This is a genomic window from Stenotrophomonas maltophilia (genome assembly GCF_047782825.1).
Taxonomy (GTDB): Bacteria; Pseudomonadota; Gammaproteobacteria; order Xanthomonadales; family Xanthomonadaceae; genus Stenotrophomonas.
Genome location: NZ_CP180589.1, coordinates 1,407,445 through 1,431,023 on the forward strand (window position 1 = coordinate 1,407,445; position 23,579 = coordinate 1,431,023).

Annotated in this window: 27 protein-coding genes; 7 read left to right on the forward strand and 20 right to left on the reverse strand. The window is 66.5% G+C overall.

Features of this window, described 5'->3' with window-relative positions; all coding sequences use genetic code 11:
• The first annotated feature begins 168 nt into the window (after positions 1 to 168).
• Positions 169 to 801, forward strand: coding sequence for a uracil phosphoribosyltransferase (gene upp / locus ACM2ZB_RS06415; RefSeq protein WP_313439450.1), 633 nt, complete (start codon positions 169 to 171; stop codon positions 799 to 801).
• A gap of 91 nt (positions 802 to 892) precedes the next feature.
• On the opposite strand, the gene ACM2ZB_RS06420 is transcribed toward upp, so the two are convergent.
• On the reverse strand, positions 893 to 1,372 hold the full coding sequence (locus ACM2ZB_RS06420; RefSeq protein ID WP_416057895.1) for an SRPBCC family protein: 480 nt from the start codon (positions 1,370 to 1,372) through the stop codon (positions 893 to 895).
• 148 nt (positions 1,373 to 1,520) lie between these two features.
• Between ACM2ZB_RS06420 and ACM2ZB_RS06425 the strand changes: the two genes are divergently transcribed.
• Positions 1,521 to 1,811 (forward strand): PsiF family protein, encoded by a 291-nt coding sequence (locus ACM2ZB_RS06425; protein WP_416057896.1) that lies wholly within the window; start codon positions 1,521 to 1,523, stop codon positions 1,809 to 1,811.
• Positions 1,812 to 2,103: 292 nt separating this feature from the next.
• Here ACM2ZB_RS06425 and ACM2ZB_RS06430 read toward each other — a convergent pair whose 3' ends face one another.
• The 7 genes from ACM2ZB_RS06430 to ACM2ZB_RS06460 form a co-directional block, all read right to left on the reverse strand.
• Positions 2,104 to 2,991 (reverse strand): MBL fold metallo-hydrolase, encoded by an 888-nt coding sequence (locus tag ACM2ZB_RS06430; protein WP_416057897.1) that lies wholly within the window; start codon positions 2,989 to 2,991, stop codon positions 2,104 to 2,106.
• Positions 2,992 to 3,117: 126 nt separating this feature from the next.
• Complete coding sequence (gene ggt / locus ACM2ZB_RS06435; RefSeq protein WP_416057898.1) at positions 3,118 to 4,848, reverse strand: gamma-glutamyltransferase; 1,731 nt, start codon at positions 4,846 to 4,848, stop codon at positions 3,118 to 3,120.
• A complete protein-coding gene (locus ACM2ZB_RS06440; RefSeq protein WP_108764802.1) occupies positions 4,845 to 5,126 on the reverse strand; it encodes a YfhL family 4Fe-4S dicluster ferredoxin in 282 nt (93 codons plus the stop codon). Before ACM2ZB_RS06440 ends, ggt begins: the two co-directional genes overlap by 4 nt.
• Before the next feature lie 132 nt (positions 5,127 to 5,258).
• Positions 5,259 to 5,750 (reverse strand): hypothetical protein, encoded by a 492-nt coding sequence (locus tag ACM2ZB_RS06445; RefSeq protein ID WP_313439434.1) that lies wholly within the window; start codon positions 5,748 to 5,750, stop codon positions 5,259 to 5,261.
• A gap of 78 nt (positions 5,751 to 5,828) precedes the next feature.
• On the reverse strand, positions 5,829 to 6,338 hold the full coding sequence (coaD, locus tag ACM2ZB_RS06450; protein WP_006433094.1) for a pantetheine-phosphate adenylyltransferase: 510 nt from the start codon (positions 6,336 to 6,338) through the stop codon (positions 5,829 to 5,831).
• 26 nt (positions 6,339 to 6,364) lie between these two features.
• Positions 6,365 to 6,943: a 16S rRNA (guanine(966)-N(2))-methyltransferase RsmD gene (rsmD, locus tag ACM2ZB_RS06455; protein ID WP_416057899.1), complete on the reverse strand. Its 579-nt coding sequence runs from the start codon at positions 6,941 to 6,943 to the stop codon at positions 6,365 to 6,367.
• A gap of 207 nt (positions 6,944 to 7,150) precedes the next feature.
• Positions 7,151 to 8,502, reverse strand: a protein-coding gene (locus tag ACM2ZB_RS06460) for an IS3 family transposase (protein ID WP_416056775.1) whose coding sequence is annotated in 2 segments (ribosomal slippage) — positions 7,151 to 8,055 and positions 8,055 to 8,502 — 1,353 coding nt in all. Because the reading frame shifts where the segments join, the coding sequence is not laid out codon by codon here.
• A gap of 535 nt (positions 8,503 to 9,037) precedes the next feature.
• Here ACM2ZB_RS06460 and htpG point away from each other — a divergent pair.
• A complete protein-coding gene (gene htpG / locus ACM2ZB_RS06465) occupies positions 9,038 to 10,927 on the forward strand; it encodes a molecular chaperone HtpG (RefSeq protein ID WP_416057900.1) in 1,890 nt (629 codons plus the stop codon).
• A gap of 144 nt (positions 10,928 to 11,071) precedes the next feature.
• Here htpG and ACM2ZB_RS06470 read toward each other — a convergent pair whose 3' ends face one another.
• Positions 11,072 to 11,371, reverse strand: a complete 300-nt coding sequence (locus tag ACM2ZB_RS06470) for a hypothetical protein (protein WP_416057901.1) — start codon at positions 11,369 to 11,371, stop codon at positions 11,072 to 11,074.
• Positions 11,372 to 11,503: 132 nt separating this feature from the next.
• Between ACM2ZB_RS06470 and ftsY the strand changes: the two genes are divergently transcribed.
• The 3 genes from ftsY (at position 11,504) to ACM2ZB_RS06485 (ending at position 14,313) form a co-directional block, all read left to right on the forward strand.
• Positions 11,504 to 12,814, forward strand: a complete 1,311-nt coding sequence (gene ftsY, locus ACM2ZB_RS06475) for a signal recognition particle-docking protein FtsY (RefSeq protein ID WP_416057902.1) — start codon at positions 11,504 to 11,506, stop codon at positions 12,812 to 12,814.
• 99 nt (positions 12,815 to 12,913) lie between these two features.
• Positions 12,914 to 14,038, forward strand: coding sequence for an A/G-specific adenine glycosylase (mutY, locus tag ACM2ZB_RS06480; protein ID WP_416057903.1), 1,125 nt, complete (start codon positions 12,914 to 12,916; stop codon positions 14,036 to 14,038).
• 5 nt (positions 14,039 to 14,043) lie between these two features.
• The gene (locus ACM2ZB_RS06485) at positions 14,044 to 14,313 is read left to right on the forward strand and encodes an oxidative damage protection protein (protein WP_313443277.1); all 270 of its coding nucleotides are present in this window, start codon (positions 14,044 to 14,046) and stop codon (positions 14,311 to 14,313) included.
• A gap of 64 nt (positions 14,314 to 14,377) precedes the next feature.
• Here ACM2ZB_RS06485 and ACM2ZB_RS06490 read toward each other — a convergent pair whose 3' ends face one another.
• The 10 genes from ACM2ZB_RS06490 to ACM2ZB_RS06535 form a co-directional block, all read right to left on the reverse strand.
• Positions 14,378 to 14,809, reverse strand: coding sequence for a DUF6491 family protein (locus tag ACM2ZB_RS06490; RefSeq protein ID WP_416058518.1), 432 nt, complete (start codon positions 14,807 to 14,809; stop codon positions 14,378 to 14,380).
• A gap of 203 nt (positions 14,810 to 15,012) precedes the next feature.
• Positions 15,013 to 15,726, reverse strand: a complete 714-nt coding sequence (gene lolD, locus ACM2ZB_RS06495; RefSeq protein ID WP_416057904.1) for a lipoprotein-releasing ABC transporter ATP-binding protein LolD — start codon at positions 15,724 to 15,726, stop codon at positions 15,013 to 15,015.
• Positions 15,719 to 16,960, reverse strand: a complete 1,242-nt coding sequence (locus tag ACM2ZB_RS06500) for a lipoprotein-releasing ABC transporter permease subunit (RefSeq protein ID WP_313443284.1) — start codon at positions 16,958 to 16,960, stop codon at positions 15,719 to 15,721. The genes lolD and ACM2ZB_RS06500 overlap by 8 nt, the downstream gene beginning before the upstream one ends.
• A 23-nt stretch (positions 16,961 to 16,983) precedes the next feature.
• A complete protein-coding gene (locus tag ACM2ZB_RS06505; protein WP_416057905.1) occupies positions 16,984 to 17,343 on the reverse strand; it encodes a hypothetical protein in 360 nt (119 codons plus the stop codon).
• A 40-nt stretch (positions 17,344 to 17,383) separates the two neighbouring features.
• Positions 17,384 to 17,632 (reverse strand): succinate dehydrogenase assembly factor 2, encoded by a 249-nt coding sequence (locus tag ACM2ZB_RS06510; RefSeq protein ID WP_313443289.1) that lies wholly within the window; start codon positions 17,630 to 17,632, stop codon positions 17,384 to 17,386.
• Positions 17,633 to 17,730: 98 nt separating this feature from the next.
• Complete coding sequence (locus ACM2ZB_RS06515; protein ID WP_416057906.1) at positions 17,731 to 18,516, reverse strand: succinate dehydrogenase iron-sulfur subunit; 786 nt, start codon at positions 18,514 to 18,516, stop codon at positions 17,731 to 17,733.
• 69 nt (positions 18,517 to 18,585) lie between these two features.
• Positions 18,586 to 20,376: a succinate dehydrogenase flavoprotein subunit gene (sdhA, locus tag ACM2ZB_RS06520; protein WP_313443293.1), complete on the reverse strand. Its 1,791-nt coding sequence runs from the start codon at positions 20,374 to 20,376 to the stop codon at positions 18,586 to 18,588.
• Between the two features lie 31 nt (positions 20,377 to 20,407).
• Complete coding sequence (sdhD, locus tag ACM2ZB_RS06525; RefSeq protein WP_313443295.1) at positions 20,408 to 20,794, reverse strand: succinate dehydrogenase, hydrophobic membrane anchor protein; 387 nt, start codon at positions 20,792 to 20,794, stop codon at positions 20,408 to 20,410.
• Positions 20,791 to 21,183 carry a succinate dehydrogenase, cytochrome b556 subunit gene (gene sdhC / locus ACM2ZB_RS06530; protein WP_416058519.1) on the reverse strand — a complete coding sequence of 131 codons (393 nt, stop codon included), beginning with the start codon at positions 21,181 to 21,183 and terminating at the stop codon, positions 20,791 to 20,793. The genes sdhD and sdhC overlap by 4 nt, the downstream gene beginning before the upstream one ends.
• Before the next feature lie 57 nt (positions 21,184 to 21,240).
• The gene (locus tag ACM2ZB_RS06535) at positions 21,241 to 21,414 is read right to left on the reverse strand and encodes a DUF1674 domain-containing protein (protein ID WP_079221501.1); all 174 of its coding nucleotides are present in this window, start codon (positions 21,412 to 21,414) and stop codon (positions 21,241 to 21,243) included.
• A gap of 39 nt (positions 21,415 to 21,453) precedes the next feature.
• Here ACM2ZB_RS06535 and ACM2ZB_RS06540 point away from each other — a divergent pair, with 39 nt between their 5' ends.
• The gene (locus ACM2ZB_RS06540) at positions 21,454 to 22,329 is read left to right on the forward strand and encodes a YgfZ/GcvT domain-containing protein (protein ID WP_416057907.1); all 876 of its coding nucleotides are present in this window, start codon (positions 21,454 to 21,456) and stop codon (positions 22,327 to 22,329) included.
• Positions 22,330 to 22,438: 109 nt separating this feature from the next.
• Here ACM2ZB_RS06540 and ACM2ZB_RS06545 read toward each other — a convergent pair whose 3' ends face one another.
• On the reverse strand, positions 22,439 to 23,521 hold the full coding sequence (locus ACM2ZB_RS06545) for a sn-glycerol-3-phosphate ABC transporter ATP-binding protein UgpC (protein WP_313443299.1): 1,083 nt from the start codon (positions 23,519 to 23,521) through the stop codon (positions 22,439 to 22,441).
• Between the last annotated feature and the right edge of the window lie 58 nt (positions 23,522 to 23,579).

The window sequence follows — 23,579 nt, forward strand, 5'->3', positions numbered from 1 at the left end:
ACGGTGGAGCCCCATACCTGTGAAGAATGGGTCTGCACGGTATGTCCGCAACGTTGCATGGCCGTGACACCTGTCGGCAGGATCGGCCCGGCTGCAACCCGGACGGTTTGGGCTTCGGTGCGCCGATCCGGCAAAATGGTGGCCTCTCTCTCTACCCCCTTCCCGACCATGAAGATCGTCGAAGTGCGCCACCCGCTGGTGCAGCACAAGATCGGCCTGATGCGCAACGCTGCGCTCAGCACCAAGGATTTCCGCGAACTGGCCAACGAGCTGGGCACCCTGCTGGCCTACGAGGCCACCGCCGACCTGGAGACCGAACCGCATACCCTGCCCGGCTGGGCCGGCCCGGTGACCGTGCAACGCATTGCCGGCGCCAAGATCACCGTGGTGCCGATCCTGCGCGCCGGGCTGGGCATGCTCAGCGGCGTGCTGTCGCTGATTCCGGCCGCCCGCGTGAGCGTGGTCGGCCTGCAGCGCGATGAGGAAACCCTGCAGCCGGTGCCCTACTTCGAGCGCCTGACCGGCCGCCTGGAAGAGCGCGACGCGCTGATCCTGGACCCGATGCTGGCCACCGGCGGCACCCTGATCGCCACCATCGACATGCTCAAGCGTGCCGGCGCGCGCCGCATCAAGGGCATCTTCCTGGTTGCCGCACCGGAGGGCATCGACGCGGTCAAGGCAGTGCACCCGGACGTGGAGATCTACACCGCGGCCATCGATGCCCAGCTGAACGAGAAGGGCTACATCCTGCCGGGCCTGGGCGACGCCGGCGACCGCATTTTCGGTACCCGCGTGGTGTGATCCGGTTGAAGGGTCAGAGCCCTTTGCCTGCGCAAAGGGATCTGACCCCGGGGTCGGATCCCTTTCGCAGAAAGGGCTCCGACCCCAATATTTACAGCCCGGCCGCCAGCGCCTGCAGCTGGTCGATGGCCATGTTCCAGCCATCGAAAAAACCCATCTGCTCGTGTTGGTCACGGACTGTCTTGTCCGGGTGCATGACCTGCGCGGTGTACCGGCAGCCCTGCCCTTCGTCGGCCAGGCTGATGACGGCGGTGAAACCCAGCCACGGGGTCTGCGGCCGCCAGCCGCCCCCCAGCATCGAGGTGAACACCAGGCGCTGCTGCGGCACGATCTCGACGAAGCAACCCGGGTTATCGCTGGTGCCGCCCTCCGGGCCCTGCATGAACGTGTGGAACGCCCCACCCGGGCGCAATTCGAACGCACGCACCTCGGTGGTCCACGGCCGCGGACACCACCATTGGCGCAGCAGATCGGGCTCGGTCCACGCACGCCACACCGCCGCACGCGGCGCCTCCAGCACCCGCTGGATGACCAGATCGGTTTCGGGGATACCACGGGCGTCGACAGCCATGCGCCTGCTCCTGGGTGAAAGGTCTGCGCGCAACCGATACGCCGATCCCATGGCGAGCGCAAGCAGAACGGCGGTTCGCGAACTTCACGTCGCCTTTCGACCGGTAGGCGAATGCTCCGCGCACCTGCCACCGCGCCTTGGAGATGCCATGAAAGCCTCGTTCCTGCTGGCCGCCGCCCTGCTGATCGGCCTGCCCCTGGCCGCCACCGCCGCCACCCCGCAACAGCAGCGCATGGCCGACTGCTCGGCCAAGAACAAAGGGCTGAAGGGTGACGCCTACAAGACCGCCCAGAGCGCCTGCCTGAGCGGCCACACCACCGAAACCAAGGCCACCACCCCGCAGGAACGCATGAAGCAGTGCAATGCCGATGCCGCAACGAAGAAACTCGCAGGCGACGCCCGCAAAACCTTCATGAGCAGCTGCCTCAAGGCCTCGTAACACCGCTCGTCCAGTTCAATCAGATGGGGTCACAGCCCGTTGCGCAGCAACAGGATCCGCCCCCCGACAGATCGCAGCCATCTGTCAGAGGCGGGGCGGTGTGGTCATGCAGGACCGCAGGCGCCATGGATGGCGCCTACGAGCCCCCAAGGACGGGTTCACGGCGTGTCCTGCATGGCCACACCGCCCCGCCATCCCACGGAATGCCGCTCTTGCTTTTGACGTTGAGGTTGCCGGCCAGCGGCCGGCACTACCGCAGGTGCAGGGCTGCAAGCCCTGCCGACAACACCCCTCACCCCAACGCCCGCGCCTTCAGCTCCCCCTGCTCATGCAGGGTCACGAAACGCCCCTTGTCATCCCGCCCCAGCTGCGCCAGCGCCACCTGCGGGTCATGGGTGAAGAACAGATGCACGTTGCGCGCCAGCTTGTCTTCCAGGAACTGCCGCTTCTCGTCGATCAGCAGTTCGGCATTGCGGTCGTAGCCCATCGTGATCGGCACATGCACCCACGACCGGCCGGGAATCAGGTCCGCGCAGAACACCACGCCACCGTGCGCACCTTCACCCGCATGCGCGTGGCCGACAATCTCAGCCAGCATCAGACCTGGCGTATGCCCATCGCTGTAACTGAAGCGCACGCTGCGGCCCAGCACCTGCGAGTACTCGCCCTCGACCACTTCCAGGCGACCGCTGGCCTGCAGCAGGCCCGGCAGTTCCGGAATGAAACTGGCGCGGTCACGCGGATGCGGCTGCAGGGCGCGCTGCCAATGTTCCGCACCCACCACGAAGGTGGCATTGGGGAACAGCAGTTCCGGCTCGCGCCCTTCGCGCCACGCCGCCAGCAGGCCACCGGCGTGATCGAAATGCAGATGGCTGAGCACCACCACGTCGATGTCTTCGTGCTCGAAACCCGCTTCACGCAGCGAATCGATCAAGACGTGCTGGCTTTCCTGCACGCCGTAGCGATCGCGCATGCGCGGATCGAAGAAGGCGCCGATACCGGTTTCAAACAGCACGGTCTTGCCATCCAGCGGGCTGGCCAGCAGTGCACGGCAGGCCAGCTCGATACGGTTGAGCTCATCCGGTGCCGCCCATTTTTCCCACAACGCACGCGGCGCGTTGCCGAACATCGCCCCGCCATCCAGGCGCTGCGAGTTTCCACGAATCGACCATAGTTTCATGTGGCGATTATCGAGGGCGCCTCGTTAAATAATCGCTAGCCACAAAATGCAGGACCCCGCCGGCTGGCGGGGTCCTGGGGTATTGGTGATTCACCGGGTTGCCGGCCGGCGGCCGGCACTACCGGGTCAGCGTGCCGGTACGACCTGGGCGCTGCCCACCGGGTTGCGCGGGTCGCTGCCGCCATACAGCTTGTTGGCCTTGCGGTCCCATTCCACGGTCTGCAGGTTGCCCCAGACGTGGCTGGAGCCGCGGCCGCCGGCGGCGACATCACCCGGCAGGTCGATCTTGTGGCCCATGGCCTGCAGCTGCTTCACCGTATCGGCGTCGAACGCATCGCTTTCGGCTTCGATCAGGTCCGGCAGCCACTGGTGGTGGTAACGCGGCAGCGCCGCGACCTGCTGCGCGTCCAGCCCGGCGTCGTAGCCCAGGATGCCCAGCAGCACCATGGTGATGATGCGGCTGCCGCCCGGCGTGCCCAGCACCACCACCTTGTCGGCGTTTTCCATGAAGGTGGGCGTCATCGAGCTGAGCATGCGCTTGCCCGGCTTCGGCGCGTTGGCCGCATAGCCCATCACGCCGAAGGCGTTGGGCGTGCCCGGCTTCAGCGCGAAGTCGTCCATCTCGTTGTTCAGCAGCACGCCGGTGCCCTTGGGAATCAGCCCCGAGCCGTACAGCAGGTTGACGGTCTGGGTGGCGCCCACGCGGTTGCCGTCGCGGTCGATGATCGAGAAATGGGTGGTCTCGTCATCCTCCAGCGGGGTCGGGTTGCCCGACAGCAGGTCGCTGGGGGTGGCCTTTTCCGGGTGGATCGTGGCCCGCAGGCCCTGCGCGTAATCCTTGCTGGTCAGCACCTTCTGCGGGATCTGCACGAAGTCCGGATCGCCCAGGAAGAAGGTGCGGTCGCGGTAGGCACGGCGCATCGACTCCACCACCAGGTGGGTACGGTGCGCCGGGTCCATCTGCTTGATGTCCCAGCCTTCCAGGATCTGCAGCATGCTGGCCAGGGCAATGCCGCCGGACGACGGCGGCGGCGCGGTGGTGATCTTCCAGCCGTTGTAGTCGAACACGATCGGTTCGCGCAGCTTCACCTGGTAGCCGGCCAGCTCCTCGGCCGTCCACTTGCCACCGGCCTGCTTCACGCCTTCCAGCAGCAGCTTGCCGGTCTGGCCCTTGTAGAAGCCATCACGACCGCCCGCGGCCAGGCGCTCCAGGGTCTGCGCCAGCTCCGGCTGCTTGAACAGATCACCGGTGGCGATCGGCTTGCCATTGCGCAGGTAGACCTCACGGGTGCCCGGGAAGCGTTCCATCACCTCACGGCGCGAGGCATAGCCCTTGGCCATGCGGTCATAGACCGGGAAACCCTCGCGGGCAATGCGGATGGCCGGCTGCAGCGAGGCCGACAACGGCAGCTTGCCGTGCTTGGCCGACAGTTCCACCAGCGCGGCCGGCAGGCCGGGAATGCCGGCCGACCACGGGCCGTTCACCGAACGGTCGCGGTCCAGGTTGCCCTGCTTGTCCAGGAAGGCCTGCGGGGTGGCGGCGGCCGGCGCGGTTTCGCGCGCGTCCAGCATCACATCCTTGCCGGTGGCGGCGTCATGCAGCAGGAAGAAGCCGCCACCGCCCAGGCCCGAGCTGATCGGCTCGACCACAGCCAGGGTGGACGATACGGCCACTGCGGCGTCGAAGGCGTTGCCGCCCTGCGCCAGGATGTCGATGCCCGCCTGGGTGGCCAGCGCATGGCCGCTGGCAATCGCCGCGCCGTCGGGGCGTTCGGCACGTGCGGTGGTTTCGGCCCAGGCCAGCGGGCTCAGCACCAGGCCGAGCAGCAGCAAGGGGCGGACGATCAGCGTCTTCATTCGGATGGGGGCTCCGCATAGAGTTCGGGATGATCGTGCTGCAACTGGCGCAGCTTGGCCAGCAGCTGGATTTCCGTTTCCACGATCTCCGGGTCCGGGTCGATGCATTCGACCGGGCAGACGACCACGCACTGTGGCTCGTCGAAGTGCCCCACGCATTCGGTGCAGCGCGCAGGGTCGATCACGTAGATGGTTTCACCCATCGAAATGGCCTGGTTCGGGCAGGCCGGCTCGCATACGTCGCAGTTGACGCAGAGCTCGTTGATTTTCAGCGACATGGCGATACTCCTCGCCCGCGCCTTGGGACAAAAACCGGCCAACGCGGGCGCGCGGGCCGGTCAGGTCATCAGCGGCGCCGGTGTGCTGGCGCCGCCGGGGCCATGCCGGAGCATGGCCGCCATGGCTCGGTATTACTTGGCTTCGACGAAAATGTACTCGGCGCCGGTCGGCTGCACGGCAGCCTGCACACGGGCGTTGTCGGCGGACTGGCCGATGAAGACCACGCGCACGCCCTTCATCGAATCCGGCGACACGTCCTTGAACACGGCCTGGATCATGTCAGCCATCTTGCCCGAGGCCGACGAACCGAAGGCCAGCATGTTGCCCGGCTGCACGCCACGGGCCACGGCCTGGGTCGCGCTCTCGGTCTGGCGCTCGTACTTGGCCTGGAACTCCGGATCCGATTCCGGCGAGAGGTAGTACAGGAACGGGCTGTTGGTGATGTTGCCCATGTTCTGGATCGCCACTTCCTGCAGGTACTTCTTCCAGCCTGCATCGTCGTCCTTGGCCGGAGCGACCAGGGCCTGCTTGGCTTCGTCGACCGGAGCGGCCTCTTCCTTCTTGCAGGCGGTGAAGGCCAGGGCAAACGAAGCGATCAGCATCGCGCGCATGGTGGTGTTCATGGGTTTCCTCCCGAATGGTGCGTGTGGTTTACGTAATGGGGGTGCGTGGTACTACTGGCCCTGCCGCTGGGGCAGGATTTACGACTGCGCCGATTTCGCTTCGCGGACCTTGCGCAGCGCCTCGAGCACGGCGGCCGGCACGAAGCCGGACACATCGCCACCCAGGCGCGCGATCTCGCGGACCAGCGAGGACGAAATGAAGCTGTGCTGCTCGGCCGGGGTCAGGAACAGGGTCTCGACTTCCGGAATCAGATGGCGGTTCATGCTGGCCATCTGGAATTCGTATTCGAAATCGGACACCGCGCGCAGGCCGCGCAGCAGCACCCCGCCCTGGACCGAACGTACGAAATGGGCCAGCAGGGTATCGAAACCGATGACTTCGACGTTGCCGTGATGGCCCAGGGCGCCACGCGCCAGCTGGACGCGCTGTTCCAACGGCAGCGCCGGCCCCTTGGACGGGCTCTGCGCCACGCCCACCACGACCTTTTCGAACAACGGCGCGGCCCGGCTCACCAGGTCGATATGACCGTTGGTGATGGGGTCGAACGTGCCGGGGTAGACGGCGATGCGGCGGTTGGCCACGGTCATGGGCGGTTGCAGATGTTCAGATGAAGTCAAAGTGTAGCAGTGGCGCGGCGGTACAGGGCAAAGCGCACCTCGCGGGTACCGCCTTCGCGGTGCAGCAGCCATTCCGGCGGCAGCACCGGCACGTGGCTGGCCGGGGATTCCAGGTACAGCCAGGCATCGGCGGCCAGGTGCCGCGGCAGCTGGGCCAGCACGTCCTGCCAGAGCCCGTCGGCGAACGGCGGGTCGATGAAGACCAGATCGGCCTGCTGCGCCGGCGCACCCTGCAGCCAGCGCACGGCATCGGCCTGGACCACGGCGAGCTGGTCCGCCGCCTGCAGCTTGGCCACCGCAGCGCTGAGATTGCGCGCGAGCTGGGCGTTCTGTTCCACCAGGGTGGCGTGGGCGGCACCGCGCGAGACCGCTTCCAGGCCCAGCGCGCCACTGCCGGCGAACAGGTCCAGCACCCGCGCCCCGCCCAGCCGGGGCATCAGCCAGTTGAACAGGGTTTCGCGCACCCGGTCGCTGCTGGGTCGCAGGCCCGGCAGGGTCGGCACCGGCAGGCGGGTATTGCGCCAGCGCCCCCCGATGATGCGGACCTGGCCGTCGTTGCCACCGCGGCCGCTCACCGGCGCCCCCGGCGGAGGTTGTTCGAGAAATTCACCATGAGCGGGATTGTAGTTCGGCCGGCCCGCGGCCGGCACCCGCAGAAGCCACGGCAACGACCGAAGCAACAGCAACAGCTGGTTTCCTGAGGGATGGCGGGGTGGGTCCGGTTGAGGGGGACGCCGTAAACCCGTCCATGAAGTGACCCCCAAAAGTTGGACAGTTGGGGATCAGGCGGCCAGCGCGGCCTGTTCCCGGTACTTTACCGGGCTCAGACCCTTTAGTTTCAGTCGGATACGGTCTTCGTTGTAGTACCGGATGTATTCCACCAGCCCGGCTTCCAAACTTTCGATGCTGTCAAAGGTGTTCAGGTAGAAGAATTCCGACTTCAGCGTCCCGAAGAAGCTCTCCATGGCCGCGTTGTCCAGGCAGTTGCCACGCCGGGACATGCTCTGTTTCAGCGAGTGCGTTGCGAGCTTGTGGCGGTAGTTTTCGTGCTGGTAATGCCAGCCTTGGTCCGAGTGAATCATCGGTCGATCTGCGGGCGAAAGCTTCTTGATCGCTTGATCCAGCATCTCACCCACCAGGTCGAATACTGGTCGACGCTTCATCTTGTAAGTCACGATTTCGCCGTTGTAGAGGTCCATGATCGGCGAAAGATAGAGCTTCATGCCCTGCACCTTGAACTCGGTTACATCGGTCACCCACTTACGATTGGGCATCTCAGCCTCAAACTGGCGGCCCAGGTCGTTGGGAACCACGACATTGGCCGCTCCCTTGAACGCGCGATAGCGCTTGATGCGTACCCGCGACTGCAGGCCCAGCTCGGCCATCAGCCGCTGTACCCGCTTGTGGTTGATGGCCTGGCCCTGATTGGCCAGCTCCAGTGTTATGCGACGGTAGCCGTAGCGCCCTTGGTTCTCGTCGTAGATCGCGCGGATGCGCTCACGCAGCTCCGCCTCGCCCTCATCGGGATGGGCCAAGGCGTTGATCTGGTAATAGAACGTGCTGCGAGAGAGCTCGGCCGCCTCGAGCAACAGCGGCAGTGCGTAGATCTGCCTCAATCCTTGGACGGCTTGCGCTTTGCATCTCGCGCCGCCTGCTCTTCCCGGATCAAGGCATCGAGTTTTTTTAGGTAAGCGGTCTCCGCACGCAGGTAGGCCACTTCCTTGAGGAGCTCATCGCGGCTCATGTCCTCGGCGGGCTTGGACGAGCGGGTCTTTTTCATCGGCTTTTGAGGCGGTAATGGTGGCGGTGCCAACGCTTGGGCACCCCCCTTAGCATACAGCCGCCGCCACAGCCCCACTGCGCCGGCATCGCCAATCTGGAAGTAAGTGGTGGCCTCACGCGCGGACATTCCGTCCTGGCTCATCTTCTCCAGGACCGCAAGTTTGAACTGGAGATCGTAGGACCGCGGTTTGCGGTCAAACCCCGGTCGGCCATGCAGCCGGTAGGTCGCTGCCCACCGCCTCACCGTGGAGAACTCCAGGCCATGGCGGCGGGCAACAGCCTTGACCGATGTGGAGGTGTTGCAGGCCTCTTTAGCCACCTGCAATTTGAAACGAACCTCATATCTGTTCATGTAACCCTCTGGGTTGGATCAGGTGTCCAACTCCAGGGGGTCACTTCACCATGGGGGCTTGGTCGCGGCATCCATGCCGCTCACACCCCCTCAACCGGACCCACCCCGCCTTCGACAGTTGGCCGCGATCTGTCGAACGGCTCTTGGGGTCAGATCCGTTTTCCTACGGAAAACGGATCTGACCCCATCTGATGTATCGATATCTGACAGATGTGTCGACCAAGGTCGACACCTACCAACAGCCGCGTGAACCTGTCAGAGGTGGGCCGGTGTGGGTTGGCAGGACCGCAGGCGCCATGGATGGCGCCTACGAGCCCCCATGGACGGGTTTACGGCGTGTCCTGCCAACCCACACCGTCCCGCCATCCCACGGATAGCCCGCTGTTGCTGTTGCTGTTGCTTCGGCCGTTGCCGTTGCATTGTGCGGGTGCAGGGCGCAGCCCTGCCAGACCAACCCCTTGATTTCGGGACAATCAGCCATACCACTTGGCCAGGCCGCACGCGCTGGCGCGGCATTGCACACGGAGCCCTACCGATGACCGAAACCCACCAGACCGAAACCCTTGGCTTCCAGACCGAGGTCAAGCAGCTGCTGCAGCTGATGATCCACTCGCTGTACTCCAACAAGGAAATCTTCCTCCGCGAGCTGGTCTCCAACGCCGCCGACGCCGCCGACAAGCTGCGCTTCGAAGCCCTGACCCAGCCGGCCCTGCTGGAAGGCGACAGCGCGCTGCGCGTGCGCGTCAGCTTCGACGCCGCCGCCCACACCATCACCATCGAAGACAACGGCATCGGCATGAGCCGCGCCGAAGCCATCGCCCACCTGGGCACGATTGCAAAATCCGGCACCGGCGATTTCCTGCGCCAGCTGTCCGGCGACCAGAAGAAGGATTCGCAGCTGATCGGCCAGTTCGGCGTCGGCTTCTACAGCGCCTTCATCGTCGCCGACGAAGTGGAAGTGACCTCGCGCCGCGCCGGCCTGGCTGCCGCCGAGGGCGTGCGCTGGACCTCGCGTGGCGAAGGCGATTTCGACGTCGCCACCATCGACAAGGCCGAGCGCGGTACCCGCATCGTCCTGCACCTGAAGGACAGCGAGCACGATTTCGCCGATGGCTGGCGCCTGCGCAGCATCCTCAAGAAGTACTCCGACCACATCGGCCTGCCGATCCAGATGCCAAAGGAAGGCGAAGAAGGCGCCGCGCTGGAATGGGAAACCGTCAACCGCGCCAGCGCGCTGTGGACCCGCCCGCGCACCGAGATCAGCGATGCCGAGTACACCGAGTTCTACAAGCACGTGGCGCACGACCACAGCGACCCGCTGGCCTGGAGCCACAACAAGGTTGAAGGCAAGCTGGAGTACACCTCGCTGCTGTACGTGCCCGGCCGCGCGCCGTTCGACCTGTACCACCGCGATGCGCCCAAGGGCTTGAAGCTGTACGTGCAGCGCGTGTTCGTGATGGACCAGGCCGAGCAGTTCCTGCCGCTGTACCTGCGCTTCATCAAGGGCGTGGTCGATTCCAACGATCTGTCGCTGAACGTCTCGCGCGAGATCCTGCAGTCCGGCCCGGTCATCGATTCGATGAAGGCCGCGCTGACCAAGCGCTCGCTGGACATGCTGGAAAAGCTGGCCGCCGACAAGCCGGAACAGTACGCCACGTTCTGGAAGGAATTCGGCCAGGTGCTGAAGGAAGGCCCGGCCGAGGATTACAACAACCGCGAGAAGGTGGCCGGCCTGCTGCGCTTCGCCTCCACCCGTGGCGACGCCGATGCGCAGACCGTGTCGCTGGCCGATTACATTGGCCGCATGGCCGAGGGCCAGGACAAGATCTACTACCTGACCGGCGAGAGCTACAGCCAGGTGCGCAACAGCCCGCACCTGGAAGTGTTCCGCAAGAAGGGCGTGGAAGTGCTGCTGCTGACCGACCGCATCGACGAGTGGCTGATGGGCTACCTGACCGATTTCGACGGCAAGGGCTTTGTCGACATCGCCCGTGGCGACCTGGACCTGGGCGCGCTGGAAAGCGAGGCCGACAAGCAGGAACAGGAAGCGGCGGCCAAGGACAAGCAGGGCCTGGTTGAGCGCCTGAAGACGGTACTGGGCGATGACGTGGCCGAAGTGCGCGTGTCGCACCGCCTGACCGATTCACCGGCGGTGCTGGCCATCGGCGAACAGGACCTGGGCCTGCAGATGCGCCAGATCCTGGAAGCCAGCGGGCAGAAGGTGCCCGACAGCAAGCCGGTGCTGGAGATCAACCCGGGCCACCCGCTGATCGCCAAGCTTGATGCGGAAGCCGATGGTGCGCGCTTTGACGACCTGGGCCGGGTGCTGTTCGACCAGGCCGCGCTGGCCGCCGGTGACAGCCTGAAGGACCCGGGCGCCTACGTGGCGCGCCTGAACAAGCTGCTGCTGGAACTGTCGGCCTGACCGACCCGGTGGAGGCCAACCTGGGTGACGCGCTTCTGTAGAGTCGAGCCATGCTCGACTGCTCCATGAGTGCCAACCTAGGTTGGCACCTACCAGGCGGGTCCAGCGTGCCGGCCAGGGTCGGCACCGCCAGGGGCGACTGGCTCAGGCCTTCCGGTCCAGCAGTGCGCCCAGCATCTGGTCCTGGCGGCGGACCACCGAGGCATTGGCGGCAAACGCCACTACTTCGGCCTTGGCCGCCAGCAGGTCGCCCAGCGGGGCGGTCGGGTCGGCCGTGGTGGTGGTCACCGTGGCCTCCACGCCGCCCTTCTCCGCCGCGCTGCGCTGCAACTGCAGCCGCTGGGCGTCCGGGGTCGCTACGTTGGCCACGTTGTGCGCGGCCACCTGCACGCCCAGTTGGGCTGCGCGCATGCCACCGAGCGCCGCAGCAGTCACATTGTTCATCGGGGTACCTCCCGGGCCACCCTGCGCAGCCCTCCGGACCGGTTATCGGCCGCGCGGGCGCGACCTTGAGTCCACGCCGGCCCCACAGGCCCCAGTGGTAGCATATCCCCCTGATTTCAGCGCCTTTCGCCAATGCTCAGTTTTTTCCGCCGCAAGAAGCCCCAGGACGCCGCCGCACCGGAAGCGCCCAAGACCCAGCACTACTCGGCTGAAGAGCTGGCCGCCGCGTTCCCGACGGCCGAGCCCGCTCCGGAAGCGCCGGTTGCCCCGGTAACCGCCCCGGCAGCTGAACCCGCTGCGCCGGCACCGGCCGCCACCACCCAGGCGCCCCCGCCGGTGCAGCCCGCGGCTGCAGCGCCGGCAACCCCGGCCCCGGAACGTGTCATCGCCCCGGAAGACTTCGAAGCCGAAGCCCTGGCCGCCGCGGCCGTGCTCGCGCCGCTGGCGCCGGTCATCCCGGCCGAGGAGGCGGCGGCACCCGCCGCCGACCTGCCGGTGCTGGTCGATACCGCCCCGGCCCCGGCCGGCAAGCCCGGCTGGCGCGAGCGCCTGCGCAACAGCGTCATCGCACGCAGCTTCGGCGGCCTGTTCTCGCGCAACCCCAAGCTCGACGACGATCTGCTGGACGAGCTGGAAACCGCACTCATCACCGCCGATGTCGGCGTGGGCGCCACCACCGACCTGGTCGAAGGCCTGCGCAAGCGCATGAAGTCGCGCGAGTTCGCCGATGCCAACGCCCTGCTGGCCGCACTGCGCAGCGAACTGATCGCAATCCTGCAGCCGGTGGCCAAGCCGCTGGTGATCGACCGCAACGCCAAGCCCTTCGTGGTGCTCACCGTCGGTGTCAACGGCGTCGGCAAGACCACCACCATCGGCAAGCTGGCCAAGCGCTTCAAGGACGAAGGCCACAGCCTGATGCTGGCCGCCGGCGATACCTTCCGCGCCGCCGCCGTGGCGCAGCTGCAGGCCTGGGGCGAGCGCAACGGCGTGGCCGTGGTCGCCCAGGGGCAGAACGCCGACGCCGCCTCGGTGGCCTACGACGCACTGCAGGCCGGCAAGGCCCGCGGCACCTCGGTGCTGATTGCCGATACCGCCGGCCGCCTGCATACCCAGTCCGGCCTGATGAACGAACTGGGCAAGATCCGCCGCGTGCTCGGCAAGATCGACGAAACCGCGCCGCACGAAGTGCTGATGGTGATCGATGGCACCACCGGCCAGAACGCACTCTCGCAGCTGCGCCAGTTCAATGCCGCGGTGAAGGTGACCGGCCTGGTGGTGACCAAGCTGGACGGCACCGCCAAGGGCGGCGTGGTTTTCGCCCTGGCCCGCGAGTTCGGCATTCCGATCCGCTTTGCCGGCATCGGCGAGCGCCCGGAAGACCTGCGCGTGTTCGATCCGGAAGCCTTCGTCGACGCCCTGCTGCCTGAAGCGCTGGGCGCCTGATACGCCGTGCAGCCACGCATGGCGTGGCTCTACCGCCCTGCGCACGACGCGCAACCCAGTAGAGCCACCCCACGGGTGGCTGCCTTCCCCGGAACACCCATGCCCCGCCAGCCGCACGCCAGCGCCAACACTGCCCGGGAAGACGGCTTCGTCGCCCGCCTGCTGCACTGGTTCGATGGCCACGGCCGCCACGACCTGCCCTGGCAGCATCCGCGCAGTCCCTACCGGGTCTGGCTGTCGGAGATCATGCTGCAGCAGACCCGGGTGACCACGGTCATCCCGTATTTCCAGCGATTCCTGCAGCACTTCCCGACCCTGCCCGACCTGGCCGCCGCCAGCAACGACGCGGTGATGGCGCAGTGGGCCGGGCTCGGTTACTACGCCCGCGCCCGCAACCTGCACGCCGCGGCCAAGCGCTGCGTGGAGCTGCACGACGGCGACCTGCCGCGCGATTTCGATGCCCTGCACGCCCTGCCCGGCATCGGCCGCAGCACCGCCGGCGCGATCCTCAGCCAGGCCTGGAACGACCCGTTCGCGATCCTCGATGGCAACGTCAAGCGAGTGCTCAGCCGCTATCACGGCATCGAGGGTTTCCCCGGCCTGCCGGCCATCGAGAAGCAGCTGTGGTCGCTGGCCGAAGCGCATGTAGCGCAGGTGCCGGCCGGTCGCATGGCCGATTACACCCAGGCGCAGATGGATCTGGGCGCGACCGTGTGCAGCCGTGCCAAGCCGGCCTGCGTGATCTGCCCGATGCAGGAAGACTGCGTGGCACGCCGCGAAGGCCGCACCGCCGACCTGCCCACGCCGAAACCCGGCAAGATCCTGCCCGAGCGCGAGGCCGTGGCCCTGCTGCTGCGCGATGCCCAGCAGCGCGTGCTGCTGCAGAAGCGCCCCGACACCGGCATCTGGGCGCAGTTGTGGACCTTGCCGCAGGCCGAGGCCGGCAGCGAACTGCAGGACTGGTTCGATGCGCACGTGGACGGTTCGCTGGAAGATGCGCACGAACTGCCGGTGCTGCAGCACACCTTCAGCCACTACCGGCTGCATCTGCAGGTATTGTCGCGGCAGGTACACGGTCTGCGCGTGGAAGAACCCGGCCTGCGCTGGGTCGCCGCCGACGAACTGCCCGCGCTCGGCCTGCCGGCGCCGATCCGCAAGCTGCTGGAGGGCGCTGCAGTAAAGGCGCCGAAACGAAAATCAACGAAACCCCGCAACCACGAGTGACCACCATGCCCAGAACCGTCTTCTGCCAGTACGAACAACGCGATGCCGAGGGCCTGGATTTCGTGCCCTATCCGGGTGAACTGGGGCAGCGTGTGTTCAACCACATCGGCAAGCCGGCCTGGGCGGCGTGGCTGGCCCACCAGACCATGCTGATCAACGAAAACCGCCTGTCGCCGCGCAAGCCGGAACACCGCGCGATGCTGGAAGCGGAGCTGGTCAAGTTCCTGTTCGAGAAGGACGCGGAGAAGCCGGCCGGCTTCACTCCCGAAGCCTGAGCCGGTAGCGCCGGGCCATGCCCGGCGACCAGATATCCGCCGGGCATGGCCCGGCGCTACCCGATTATTCCGCGGGCTCCTCGCGCTCCTGCACCTGCGCCTGGCGCATTTCCTTTTCCTGCGCGCGCAGGGATTTGACGTCCAGCTTGCGGATCGTCTTGATGAAACAAGGCAGGCGCGGGCCGCCGGTGGGGTCGCGCACCAGAACCTTGTCGAAGGGTGCGGTGACACGGCCCATGCGGCTGGTCAGGCCAATCGCCAGGGCGCTGGACAGGTCCGGGCACGGGCCGGTCAGTTCCAGCAGGTAGGCTTCGCTGGGCCGGGTCCATACCGCCAGGGCGCTGTCGCCCAGTTCGTTCCAGCCATTGAGCGTGCCGAAGAACTGCATGTCCCGCTGCGGCGGGCCGGCATGGCTGCGGTACAGATCCAGCCGGTCGGCACTGCTCAGGCCGGTGGTGGCACAGCCAGCCAGGGCCAGGCACAGGCCGGCGATCATCAACGGGATTCTCACGGCGATCTCCAGCGGTGGACTGCGCACATCATGCGCCCGCCGGGGCGACGCCGGCGCGACGGCCGGCGGCCCGATTCAGCCGCCGGTCGGCGGTAACGGCCGGAAACCAGTCGTCGCCAACGTTGGCTGGCGCTTGCCCGCAGGCGCTGCCGGCCAGGGTCGGCAGCTACCAGAGGAGGCCCGGCGGCTCAGACGTCGGCGTGGGCCAGGGCGTGCAGGCGCCCTTCGCGCAGTTCCAGCACGCGGTCCAGGCGTCGGGCCAGGCTGCGGTCGTGGGTCACCAGCACCAGGCTGGTGTGGCGCGCACGGTTGAGTTCCAGCATCAGCTCGAACACGGTGGCCGCCGTGCGGTCGTCCAGGTTGCCGGTCGGCTCATCACCCAGCACGCAGGCTGGATGATTGACCAGCGCACGCGCAACCGCCGCTCGCTGGCGCTCGCCGCCGGACAGTTCGCCCGGCTTGTGGTCCAGGCGATGGCCCAGGCCCACCGCTTCCAGCAGCGCGGTCGCGCGCTGGGTGGCTTCGGGGACGCCGGTACCGGCCAGCATCACCGGCATCATCACGTTTTCCAGCGCGGTGAATTCCGGCAGCAGGTGGTGGAACTGGTAGACGAAGCCCAGCGCCTGGTTGCGCAGCAGGCCACGCGCGGTGTCCGACAGCGCCGACATGCGCTGGCCGGTCACGTAGACTTCGCCGGCCGTCGGCACATCCAGGCCGCCCAGCAGGTGCAGCAGGGTGCTCTTGCCCGCACCGGACGCGCCGATGATCGCCACCGTCTCGCCGGCGTTGACCTTCAGGTCCAGGCCGTCGAACACCGGGGTCTGCATGCGGCCTTCGGCGTAGGTCTTGCCCAGCGCTTCGGCACGGATCACTTCATCGCCACGGTTGACGATCTTATTCATAACGCAGGGCCTCCGCCGGCTGGGTGCGTGCCGCCCGCCAGGCGGGATACAGAGTGGCCAGGAAGCTCATCAGCAGTGCGACCAGGGTGATCACCACGATGTCGCCGGTCTGCATGTCCGTCGGCAGGCCGGTGATGTAGTACACGTCCTCCGGCAGCAGCTTGACGTTGAACAGCGACTCGATGGTGCTGAGGATGCGTTCCAGGTTCAGGGTCAGGGTGATGCCACCGATCAGGCCGGCCAGGGTGCCGAAGATGCCGATCAGCGACCCCTGCACCATGAACACCTGCATCACCCCGCCCGGGGTCAGGCCCAGGGTGCGCAGGATGGCGATGTCGGCCTGCTTGTCGGTCACCAGCATCACCTGCGAGGACACCAGGTTGAAGGCGCCCATGGCGATGATCAGCGACAGCAGGATGCCCATCACCACCTTTTCCATGCGTAGCGAGTGGTAGAGATTGGCGTTCTGCTGGGTCCAGTCGCTCACCCGGTAGGCACCGCCGAGGTTCTGCGCCAGGTCCACGCCCACTTCCAGCGAACGGTCCATGTCGTGCAGCTTCAGGCGCACGCCGGTGGCACCGTCCGAGCGCAGCACGCGCTCAAGGTCCTGCATGTTGGCAAAGCCGACGCCACGGTCGACTTCGTTGTAGCCGGCCTCGAAGATGCCGCTCACGGTGAAGCGTTTCATCCGCGGCACCGCGCCGGCGGGTGTGCCCTGCACTTCGGCGAAGGTCACCAGCACCTGGTCGCCCACGTCCACGCCCAGCCAGATCGCCAATTCCTTGCCCAGCAGCAGGTTGAAGCTGCCCGGCTTGAGGCTGTCGTAGCTGCCCTTGGTGATCTTCTGGTCGATCACCGACACCTTGGGTTCCAGTGCCGGCTCGATGCCCTGGATGATCGCACCCTGCACGCGCGGGCCGCTGATCATCGACTGGATCTCGATGTATGGCGCGGCACCGGCCACGCGCGGATCTTTCTTCGCCACGTCCACAACGCGCATCCAGTCCGGCATGGGTTCGCCATCGCGGCTGATGGTGGTGTGCGCCGTCATCTGCAGCAGGCGGCTGCGGATTTCCTTCTGGAAACCGCTCATCACCGCCAGGGTGGTGATCAGCACCGTGACGCCGAGCGCGATGCCCAGGATCGATGCCATCGAAATGAAGGAGATGAAGCCGTTGCGGCGCTTGGCGCGCAGATAGCGCAGGCCGATTGCCACGGGGATGGGTTTGAACATGCAGGCACGCCAGTCGATTCAGTCTATGGTGCCATCGTACGGGGTCGACGTGAAACGCCACGTGCGGACACGGCCAGTCGCAGTTCACGTCGCTGCCGGGTGTCGAGCACATCGGGCCAGAACAGCAGGCGCCGGCGCCTGCACCCGTCGTGCCAGTGCAGCAGCAGCCAGGGTCCGCGTACCACCAGCTGCGCCGCCTCGATATCCAGCCCATCCACCCGCAGCGGATCGGGCGGTACCGGCAGATCCAGCCGCAGGCGCGGCCTGCGCAGGCACCAGACCAGTTCGGCCAGGCCCACCGCCCAGGCCAGCAGCACGGCGGCGGTCAGCAGCCGGGGCGGCAGGTCGGAGGCGCGCAGCAGCCAGGGGGCGGCCAGCAGCACCGCCAGCTGCGCCCCGGCCTGCAGCCGGGAGGGGCGCCACTCAAGGCTTGAGGGCGCGGATCTTGTCCATGAGCGGGATCGCGTGGGCATGCGGGCAGGTTTCATAACCCATGAACCAGCGCCACAACTTATCGTCCTCGCAGTCGAGCAGGAACAGGAAAACCTCGCGCTCTTCGGTCGGTGCACTGCCCCATTCGCGGTCAAGGTAGCGCTCGAACAGCTGGTCCAGTTCGCGCATGCCGCGGCGGCAGCGCCAGCGGAGCTTCTTCAGCAGGGTTTCTTCATCCATCGTGTTTCTCCAGATACAGCAAAGCCACGCATGGCGTGGCTCTGCTGGATGGTGCAGCCACGCATGGCGTGGCTCTACCGGGTACCGCCAGGCCTGTATCAGGCGCGGCGTTCCATCATCAGCTTCTTGATCTCGGCGATCGCCAGCGCCGGGTTCAGGCCCTTCGGGCAGGTCCGTGCGCAGTTCATGATGGTGTGGCAGCGGTACAGCTTGAACGGATCTTCCAGATCGTCCAGGCGCGAACCGGTGTCTTCATCACGCGAATCGATGATCCAGCGGTAGGCCTGCAGCAGGATCGCCGGGCCCAGGTAACGCTCACCGTTCCACCAGTAGCTCGGGCAGCTGGTCGAACAGCAGGCGCACAGGATGCACTCATACAGGCCGTCCAGCTTCTTGCGGTCGTCCGGCGACTGCAGGCGCTCGCGATCCGGCGGTGCCGGGGTCTGGGTACGGATCCACGGCTTGATCGAGGCGTACTGCGCGTAGAAGTGGGTCAGGTCCGGAACCAGGTCCTTGACCACGCTCATGTGCGGCAGCGGGTAGATCGGCACTTCCTTCTTGCCGCAGTCCGCGATGGCGCGGGTGCAGGCCAGGGTGTTGGTGCCGTCGATGTTCATCGCGCACGAACCGCAGATACCTTCGCGGCAGGAGCGGCGGAAGGTCAGGGTCGGGTCGATCTCGTTCTTGATCTTGATCAGCGCGTCCAGGACCATCGGGCCGCAGGCGTCCAGATCGATCTCATAGGTATCGGTGCGCGGATTGCTGTCGTCGTCCGGACTCCAGCGGTAGATCTTGAAGGTGCGCAGGTTCTTGCCACCGCTCTTGGCGGGGAAGTGCTGGCCCTTCGTGACCTTGGAATTCTTGGGGAGTGAAAACTCGGCCATGGCTGCTCTCGTTGGCTCAGGCGGCCCGCGCCACTGGGGCGCGGATTGCATGGTAGGCGGGGGTCGCGATCAGTACACGCGCGGCTTCGGCGGCACCACGTCGACCTCGTCGGTCAGCGTGTACATGTGCACCGGACGGTAGTCGAAGCTGCACTTGCCCTTCTCGTCGACGGTGACCAGCGTGTGCTTGTGCCAGTTGACGTCGTCGCGATCCGGGAAGTCCTCGTGCGCGTGCGCACCACGGCTTTCCTTGCGCTGTTCGGCCGAGTTGATCGTCGCCACCGCGTTCAGCAGCAGGTTGTTCAGCTCGTAGGTCTCGATCAGGTCCGAGTTCCAGACCAGCGAACGGTCGCTGACCTTCACGTCCTGGAACGAATCGAACACGGTCGCCATCTTCTCGCAGCCTTCCTTCAGCGTCTGGCTGGTACGGAAGACGGCGGCGTCGGCCTGCATCGTGCGCTGCATGTTGTCGCGGATGACCGAGGTCGGCGTATCGCCATTGGCGTAGCGCAGTTTGTCCAGCAGGCCCAGCGCCTTGTCGCAGGCATCGGCCGGCAGCGGCTTGTGCGCAGCGCCCGGCTTGATGGTTTCCGCGCAGCGGTTGGCCACGGCACGGCCGAACACCACCAGGTCGAGCAGCGAGTTCGAGCCCAGGCGGTTGGCACCGTGCACGGACACGCAGGCCGCTTCGCCGATGGCGTACAGGCCCGGCACCACGGCATCGGGATTGTCGCCATCCTTGCGCACGACTTCGCCGTGGAAGTTGGTCGGAATGCCGCCCATGTTGTAGTGCACGGTCGGGATGACCGGGATCGGCTGCTTGTGCACGTCGACGCCGGCGAAGATGCGGGCGCTTTCAGCGATGCCCGGCAGCTTCTCGTCGATCACGCCCGGGCCCAGGTGGGTCAGGTCGAGCAGGATGTGATCCTTGTGCTCGCCGACGCCGCGGCCTTCGCGGATCTCGATGGTCATCGAACGGGCCACCACGTCGCGCGAGGCCAGATCCTTGTAATGCGGTGCGTAGCGCTCCATGAAGCGCTCGCCGCTGCTGTTGCGCAGGATGCCGCCTTCACCGCGGACACCCTCGGTGATCAGGCAGCCGGCGCCATAGATACCGGTCGGGTGGAACTGCACGAACTCCATGTCCTGCATGGCGATGCCGGCGCGCATGGCCAGGCCGCCACCGTCGCCGGTGCAGGTGTGCGCCGAGGTGGCGCTGAAGTACGCACGGCCGTAGCCGCCGGTGGCCAGCACCACGCCCTGGGCGCGGAACAGGTGCAGCGTGCCGTCGGACATGTCCAGGGCCAGCACGCCACGGCACACGCCTTCGTCATCGAAGATCAGGTCGAGTGCGAAGTACTCGATCATGAAGCGCGCGTCGTGCTTGAGCGACTGCTGGTACAGGGTGTGCAGCATGGCATGGCCGGTACGGTCGGCCGCCGCGCAGGTACGCTGCGCCGCCGGGCCTTCGCCGTACTTGGTGGTCATGCCGCCGAACGGGCGCTGGTAGATCTTGCCTTCGGCGGTGCGGCTGAACGGCACGCCGTAGTGCTCGAGCTCGATGATGGCCGGGATGGCCTCACGGCACATGTACTCGATGGCGTCCTGGTCGCCCAGCCAGTCCGAGCCCTTGATGGTGTCGTAGAAGTGGTAGCGCCAATCGTCTTCGCCCATGTTGGCGAGCGCGGCGGAAATACCGCCCTGGGCAGCGACGGTGTGCGAACGGGTCGGGAAGACCTTGGTCAGGCACACGGTCTGCAGGCCCTTGGCGGCAAGGCCGAACGTGGCGCGCAGGCCGGCGCCGCCGGCGCCCACCACGACCATGTCGTACTTGTGTTCGGTGATCTTGTAAGCGGACATCTAGTCTGGATTCCTGTCTTGGTGCCTGGGCTCAGGCAACGCCGAGGGCGATGCGGCCCACCGCAAACACACTGACGATCATGCCGAGCACGGCGACGAACTTCACCGCGGTCTGCAGCACCAGGGCCAGCAGCGATTCGTGGATGTAATCTTCCAGCACGACCTGCATGCCGAGCTGGGCGTGCCAGAACATGGTGATCAGCAGGCCGATCAGCGGCACGGCGTTCCACGGCTTGGCGATGGCAGCGGTGGCGGTGGCGTAATCGGCGCCGGCCATGCTGACCACGAACACCAGGAACCACAGGCCCAGCACCACCAGGGCGGCGGCGGTCAGGCGCTGGTGCACGAAGTGCTCGGTACCGGTCTTGGCCGAGCCAAGGCCACGCACGTTCTTCAGCGGGGTACGGAACTTGCTCACGCGGCACCTCCGAACATCACGTAGGCCCAGACCAGCAGGGTGATCACCAGACTGCCGAACACCGAGATCCAGCTGCTGCGGACGAAGGCCCGAATGCTGAAACCAACGGCGAAGTCCTGTACGACATGGCGGATGCCATTGCACAGGTGATAGGCGAACGACCATGTCCACGCAAACAGGAACACGCGGCCATACCAGGCCCCGGCATGGCCGGTGAAGCAGTTCCACGAATCGGGGCCCATCATCAGGGCCAGCAGGCCGGCAGCGATGATGAGGGCACCCACGGACAGAAAGACGCCAGTGGCTCGATGCAGGATCGAGGTGGCCATCTGAATCTGCCAGCGATACACCTGGAGGTGCGGGGATAGGGGGCGTTGTCTGGTCGCCATTTCGCTGGGCTCGTTGTCTCGGCTGGGCGGCACGATGCCGCGTTGGCTCAATGCTGATCAGAAATCGATGCAGCGTCCGTTTTTCTCCCAATCGCCATACCGCACCGGATCAAGTCCGCCGCGGCCGCCGAATTCCTCTTCCGCCTCTGGTTTTTCCACGGGCACAGGTGCCGCGGGAACCAGCGGAGCTTCAGTTTCGTCGTCGGGAGTGGGGGTTGTTTGGCCTATCATGTTCGGTCTCGCAACGCACAAATTTTAGACCTCGTTCACGTGCCTGACAACCTGCCCCCTGCTTTCGTCGCATATCCGCGCCTGCCCGGCCACCAGCTGCTCAGCCTGCAGGGCCCGGATGCGGCCGTCTTCGCCCATGCCCAGTTCAGTGGCGACGTGACCGCCCTGCCCCTGCTGCACTGGCAGTGGAGTGCCTGGCTGAGCGCCAAGGGCCGCACTCTGGCGGTGTTCCAGCTGCTGAAGCTGGCCGATGACCACGTGATGCTGGTGCTGGCCGACGGCGATGCCGATGCGATTGCGTCGCAACTGCAGCGGTTCGTTTTCCGTCGCAAGGTGAAGCTGCAGGTTCATGCCGATCTGGCCGTGGCCGGCGCCTTCACTGCGCCGGAAGCGGCCAGCGGCGCGGCGATTGCCGGCGGCGGCGATGCGGGCTGGGAACTGGACCTGGGCAGCGAAGCCCTGCCACGCACGCTGCGGATCGGCCTGGCCGACGCTTTCGCGGCCGGCAGCGCGGCCGAAGAGGCCACCTTCGCCCTGGCCTGGCGCCAGGCCGATCTGCGCTTCGGCCTGCCGCGGCTGGAGGAAAGCCAGCGCGAAGTGTGGACCCCGCAGCAGCTGGGCCTGGACCGGCTGAACGGCTACAGCGTGAAGAAAGGCTGCTACCCGGGCCAGGAAATCGTGGCCCGCACCCACTTCCTGGGCAAGGCCAAGCGTGCCGTGCAGCTGCTGCATACCGCCGCGCCAGCGCAGGCTGGTGATGGCGTGGAGCAGGACGGCACCGCGCTGGGCACCGTGGCCAGCGTGGCTGGCGACCTGGCCCTGGCGGTGCTGCCGCTGGAAACCAGCGATGCCGAACTGCAGGTGGGTGGCATGGCCGCGCAGCGGGTGCCGCTGCTGGATGGCCTGGGGCGCTGAGCCTGGTCGCCCATCCACGCATGGCGTGGATCTACTGAACGCTGACCGCGGTGGGTGCGGACCGTTGGTCCGCACTGCCCGGACAGCCTCATCCACGCGTGGCGTGGATCTACAGGCGCTCGCCGGTTTCCGCATTGAAGAAATGCAGGCCCTGCGGGTGGATCGCCACGCGAATCTCCTCACCCACGCCCGGCAGCGACTGCGGTGCCACGCGCATGGTCAGCGCATGGTTGCCACTGCTCAGGTTGACGAAGATCTCGTTGCCGACCGGCTCGATGCCTTCGATGCGTGCAGTGAAGGCATGACTGTCGTCGCTGGCGGCCGGCTGCAGGTGCTCCGGGCGCACGCCCACGGCAATCGGCTTCTGCAGCCACGCCGGATCGATGGTGGCCTGGCCCAGCGGCCCGCGCCACTGGCCATCGACCACCGACACGCCACCAGCATCGCCCTGCAGCGTGCCGCGCAGCACGTTCATCGCCGGGCTGCCAAGGAAACCGGCCACGAACAGGTTGGCCGGGCGGTCGTACAGCGCCATCGGCGTATCGATCTGCTGGATGATGCCGTCCTTCAGCACCACGATGCGCTGGCCCAGGGTCATCGCTTCGACCTGGTCGTGCGTCACGTAGATCATGGTGGTGCCCAGCTTGCGATGCAGCTGCGCGATTTCGGTACGCACGCTGTGGCGCAGCTTGGCATCCAGGTTGGACAGCGGTTCGTCCAGCAGGAATACCGCCGGTTCGCGCACCAGCGCACGGCCCAGCGCCACGCGCTGGCGCTGGCCGCCGGACATCGCCTTGGGCAGCTTGTCCATCATCTCGGTCAGGCCCAGCGTCTGCGCCGCTTCGGCGATGCGCTTGTCGATGGTCGCCTTGTCGTGGCCGCGCAGCTTCAGGCCGAAGGCCAGGTTCTCGGCCACGGTCATGTGCGGGTACAGCGCGTAGCTCTGGAACACCATCGCGATGTCACGGTCCTTCGGCGCCACATCGTTGACCACGCGGTCACCGATGGTCAGCGTGCCACCGCTGATCTCTTCCAGCCCCGCCACCATCCGCAGCAGGGTCGACTTGCCACAGCCGGACGGCCCGACCAGCACCATCAGCTCGCCATCGGCGACCTCGAAGGTGGCGTCCTTCACCGCGACCTGGCCGTTGTCGTAGACCTTGCGCACACCCTGCAACTGCACTTTTGCCATATCACTCTATCCAGTCCGCCCGACGCCGGGCTGTCATTGGGGACTGCCTTCGGCCCTC

What these genes read in the sequence shown, in the direction of transcription:
- sdhC (WP_416058519.1), bottom strand. Translation starts at nt 21,183, where the DNA reads ATGGCGACCAGACAACGCCCCCTATCCCCGCACCTCCAGGTGTATCGC.
- coaD (WP_006433094.1), bottom strand. Translation starts at nt 6,338, where the DNA reads ATGACCGTGGCCAACCGCCGCATCGCCGTCTACCCCGGCACGTTCGAC.
- ACM2ZB_RS06490 (WP_416058518.1), bottom strand. Translation starts at nt 14,809, where the DNA reads ATGATCGCCGGCCTGTGCCTGGCCCTGGCTGGCTGTGCCACCACCGGC.
- ACM2ZB_RS06510 (WP_313443289.1), bottom strand. Translation starts at nt 17,632, where the DNA reads ATGGATGAAGAAACCCTGCTGAAGAAGCTCCGCTGGCGCTGCCGCCGC.
- ACM2ZB_RS06500 (WP_313443284.1), bottom strand. Translation starts at nt 16,960, where the DNA reads ATGTTCAAACCCATCCCCGTGGCAATCGGCCTGCGCTATCTGCGCGCC.
- lolD (WP_416057904.1), bottom strand. Translation starts at nt 15,726, where the DNA reads ATGAATAAGATCGTCAACCGTGGCGATGAAGTGATCCGTGCCGAAGCG.
- ACM2ZB_RS06420 (WP_416057895.1), bottom strand. Translation starts at nt 1,372, where the DNA reads ATGGCTGTCGACGCCCGTGGTATCCCCGAAACCGATCTGGTCATCCAG.
- ACM2ZB_RS06470 (WP_416057901.1), bottom strand. Translation starts at nt 11,371, where the DNA reads ATGAACAATGTGACTGCTGCGGCGCTCGGTGGCATGCGCGCAGCCCAA.
- htpG (WP_416057900.1), top strand. Translation starts at nt 9,038, where the DNA reads ATGACCGAAACCCACCAGACCGAAACCCTTGGCTTCCAGACCGAGGTC.
- ACM2ZB_RS06440 (WP_108764802.1), bottom strand. Translation starts at nt 5,126, where the DNA reads ATGTCGCTGAAAATCAACGAGCTCTGCGTCAACTGCGACGTATGCGAG.
- ACM2ZB_RS06545 (WP_313443299.1), bottom strand. Translation starts at nt 23,521, where the DNA reads ATGGCAAAAGTGCAGTTGCAGGGTGTGCGCAAGGTCTACGACAACGGC.
- ACM2ZB_RS06535 (WP_079221501.1), bottom strand. Translation starts at nt 21,414, where the DNA reads ATGATAGGCCAAACAACCCCCACTCCCGACGACGAAACTGAAGCTCCG.
- upp (WP_313439450.1), top strand. Translation starts at nt 169, where the DNA reads ATGAAGATCGTCGAAGTGCGCCACCCGCTGGTGCAGCACAAGATCGGC.
- ACM2ZB_RS06445 (WP_313439434.1), bottom strand. Translation starts at nt 5,750, where the DNA reads ATGAACACCACCATGCGCGCGATGCTGATCGCTTCGTTTGCCCTGGCC.
- ACM2ZB_RS06515 (WP_416057906.1), bottom strand. Translation starts at nt 18,516, where the DNA reads ATGGCCGAGTTTTCACTCCCCAAGAATTCCAAGGTCACGAAGGGCCAG.
- ftsY (WP_416057902.1), top strand. Translation starts at nt 11,504, where the DNA reads ATGCTCAGTTTTTTCCGCCGCAAGAAGCCCCAGGACGCCGCCGCACCG.
- ACM2ZB_RS06430 (WP_416057897.1), bottom strand. Translation starts at nt 2,991, where the DNA reads ATGAAACTATGGTCGATTCGTGGAAACTCGCAGCGCCTGGATGGCGGG.
- sdhA (WP_313443293.1), bottom strand. Translation starts at nt 20,376, where the DNA reads ATGTCCGCTTACAAGATCACCGAACACAAGTACGACATGGTCGTGGTG.
- ggt (WP_416057898.1), bottom strand. Translation starts at nt 4,848, where the DNA reads ATGAAGACGCTGATCGTCCGCCCCTTGCTGCTGCTCGGCCTGGTGCTG.
- mutY (WP_416057903.1), top strand. Translation starts at nt 12,914, where the DNA reads ATGCCCCGCCAGCCGCACGCCAGCGCCAACACTGCCCGGGAAGACGGC.
- ACM2ZB_RS06485 (WP_313443277.1), top strand. Translation starts at nt 14,044, where the DNA reads ATGCCCAGAACCGTCTTCTGCCAGTACGAACAACGCGATGCCGAGGGC.
- ACM2ZB_RS06425 (WP_416057896.1), top strand. Translation starts at nt 1,521, where the DNA reads ATGAAAGCCTCGTTCCTGCTGGCCGCCGCCCTGCTGATCGGCCTGCCC.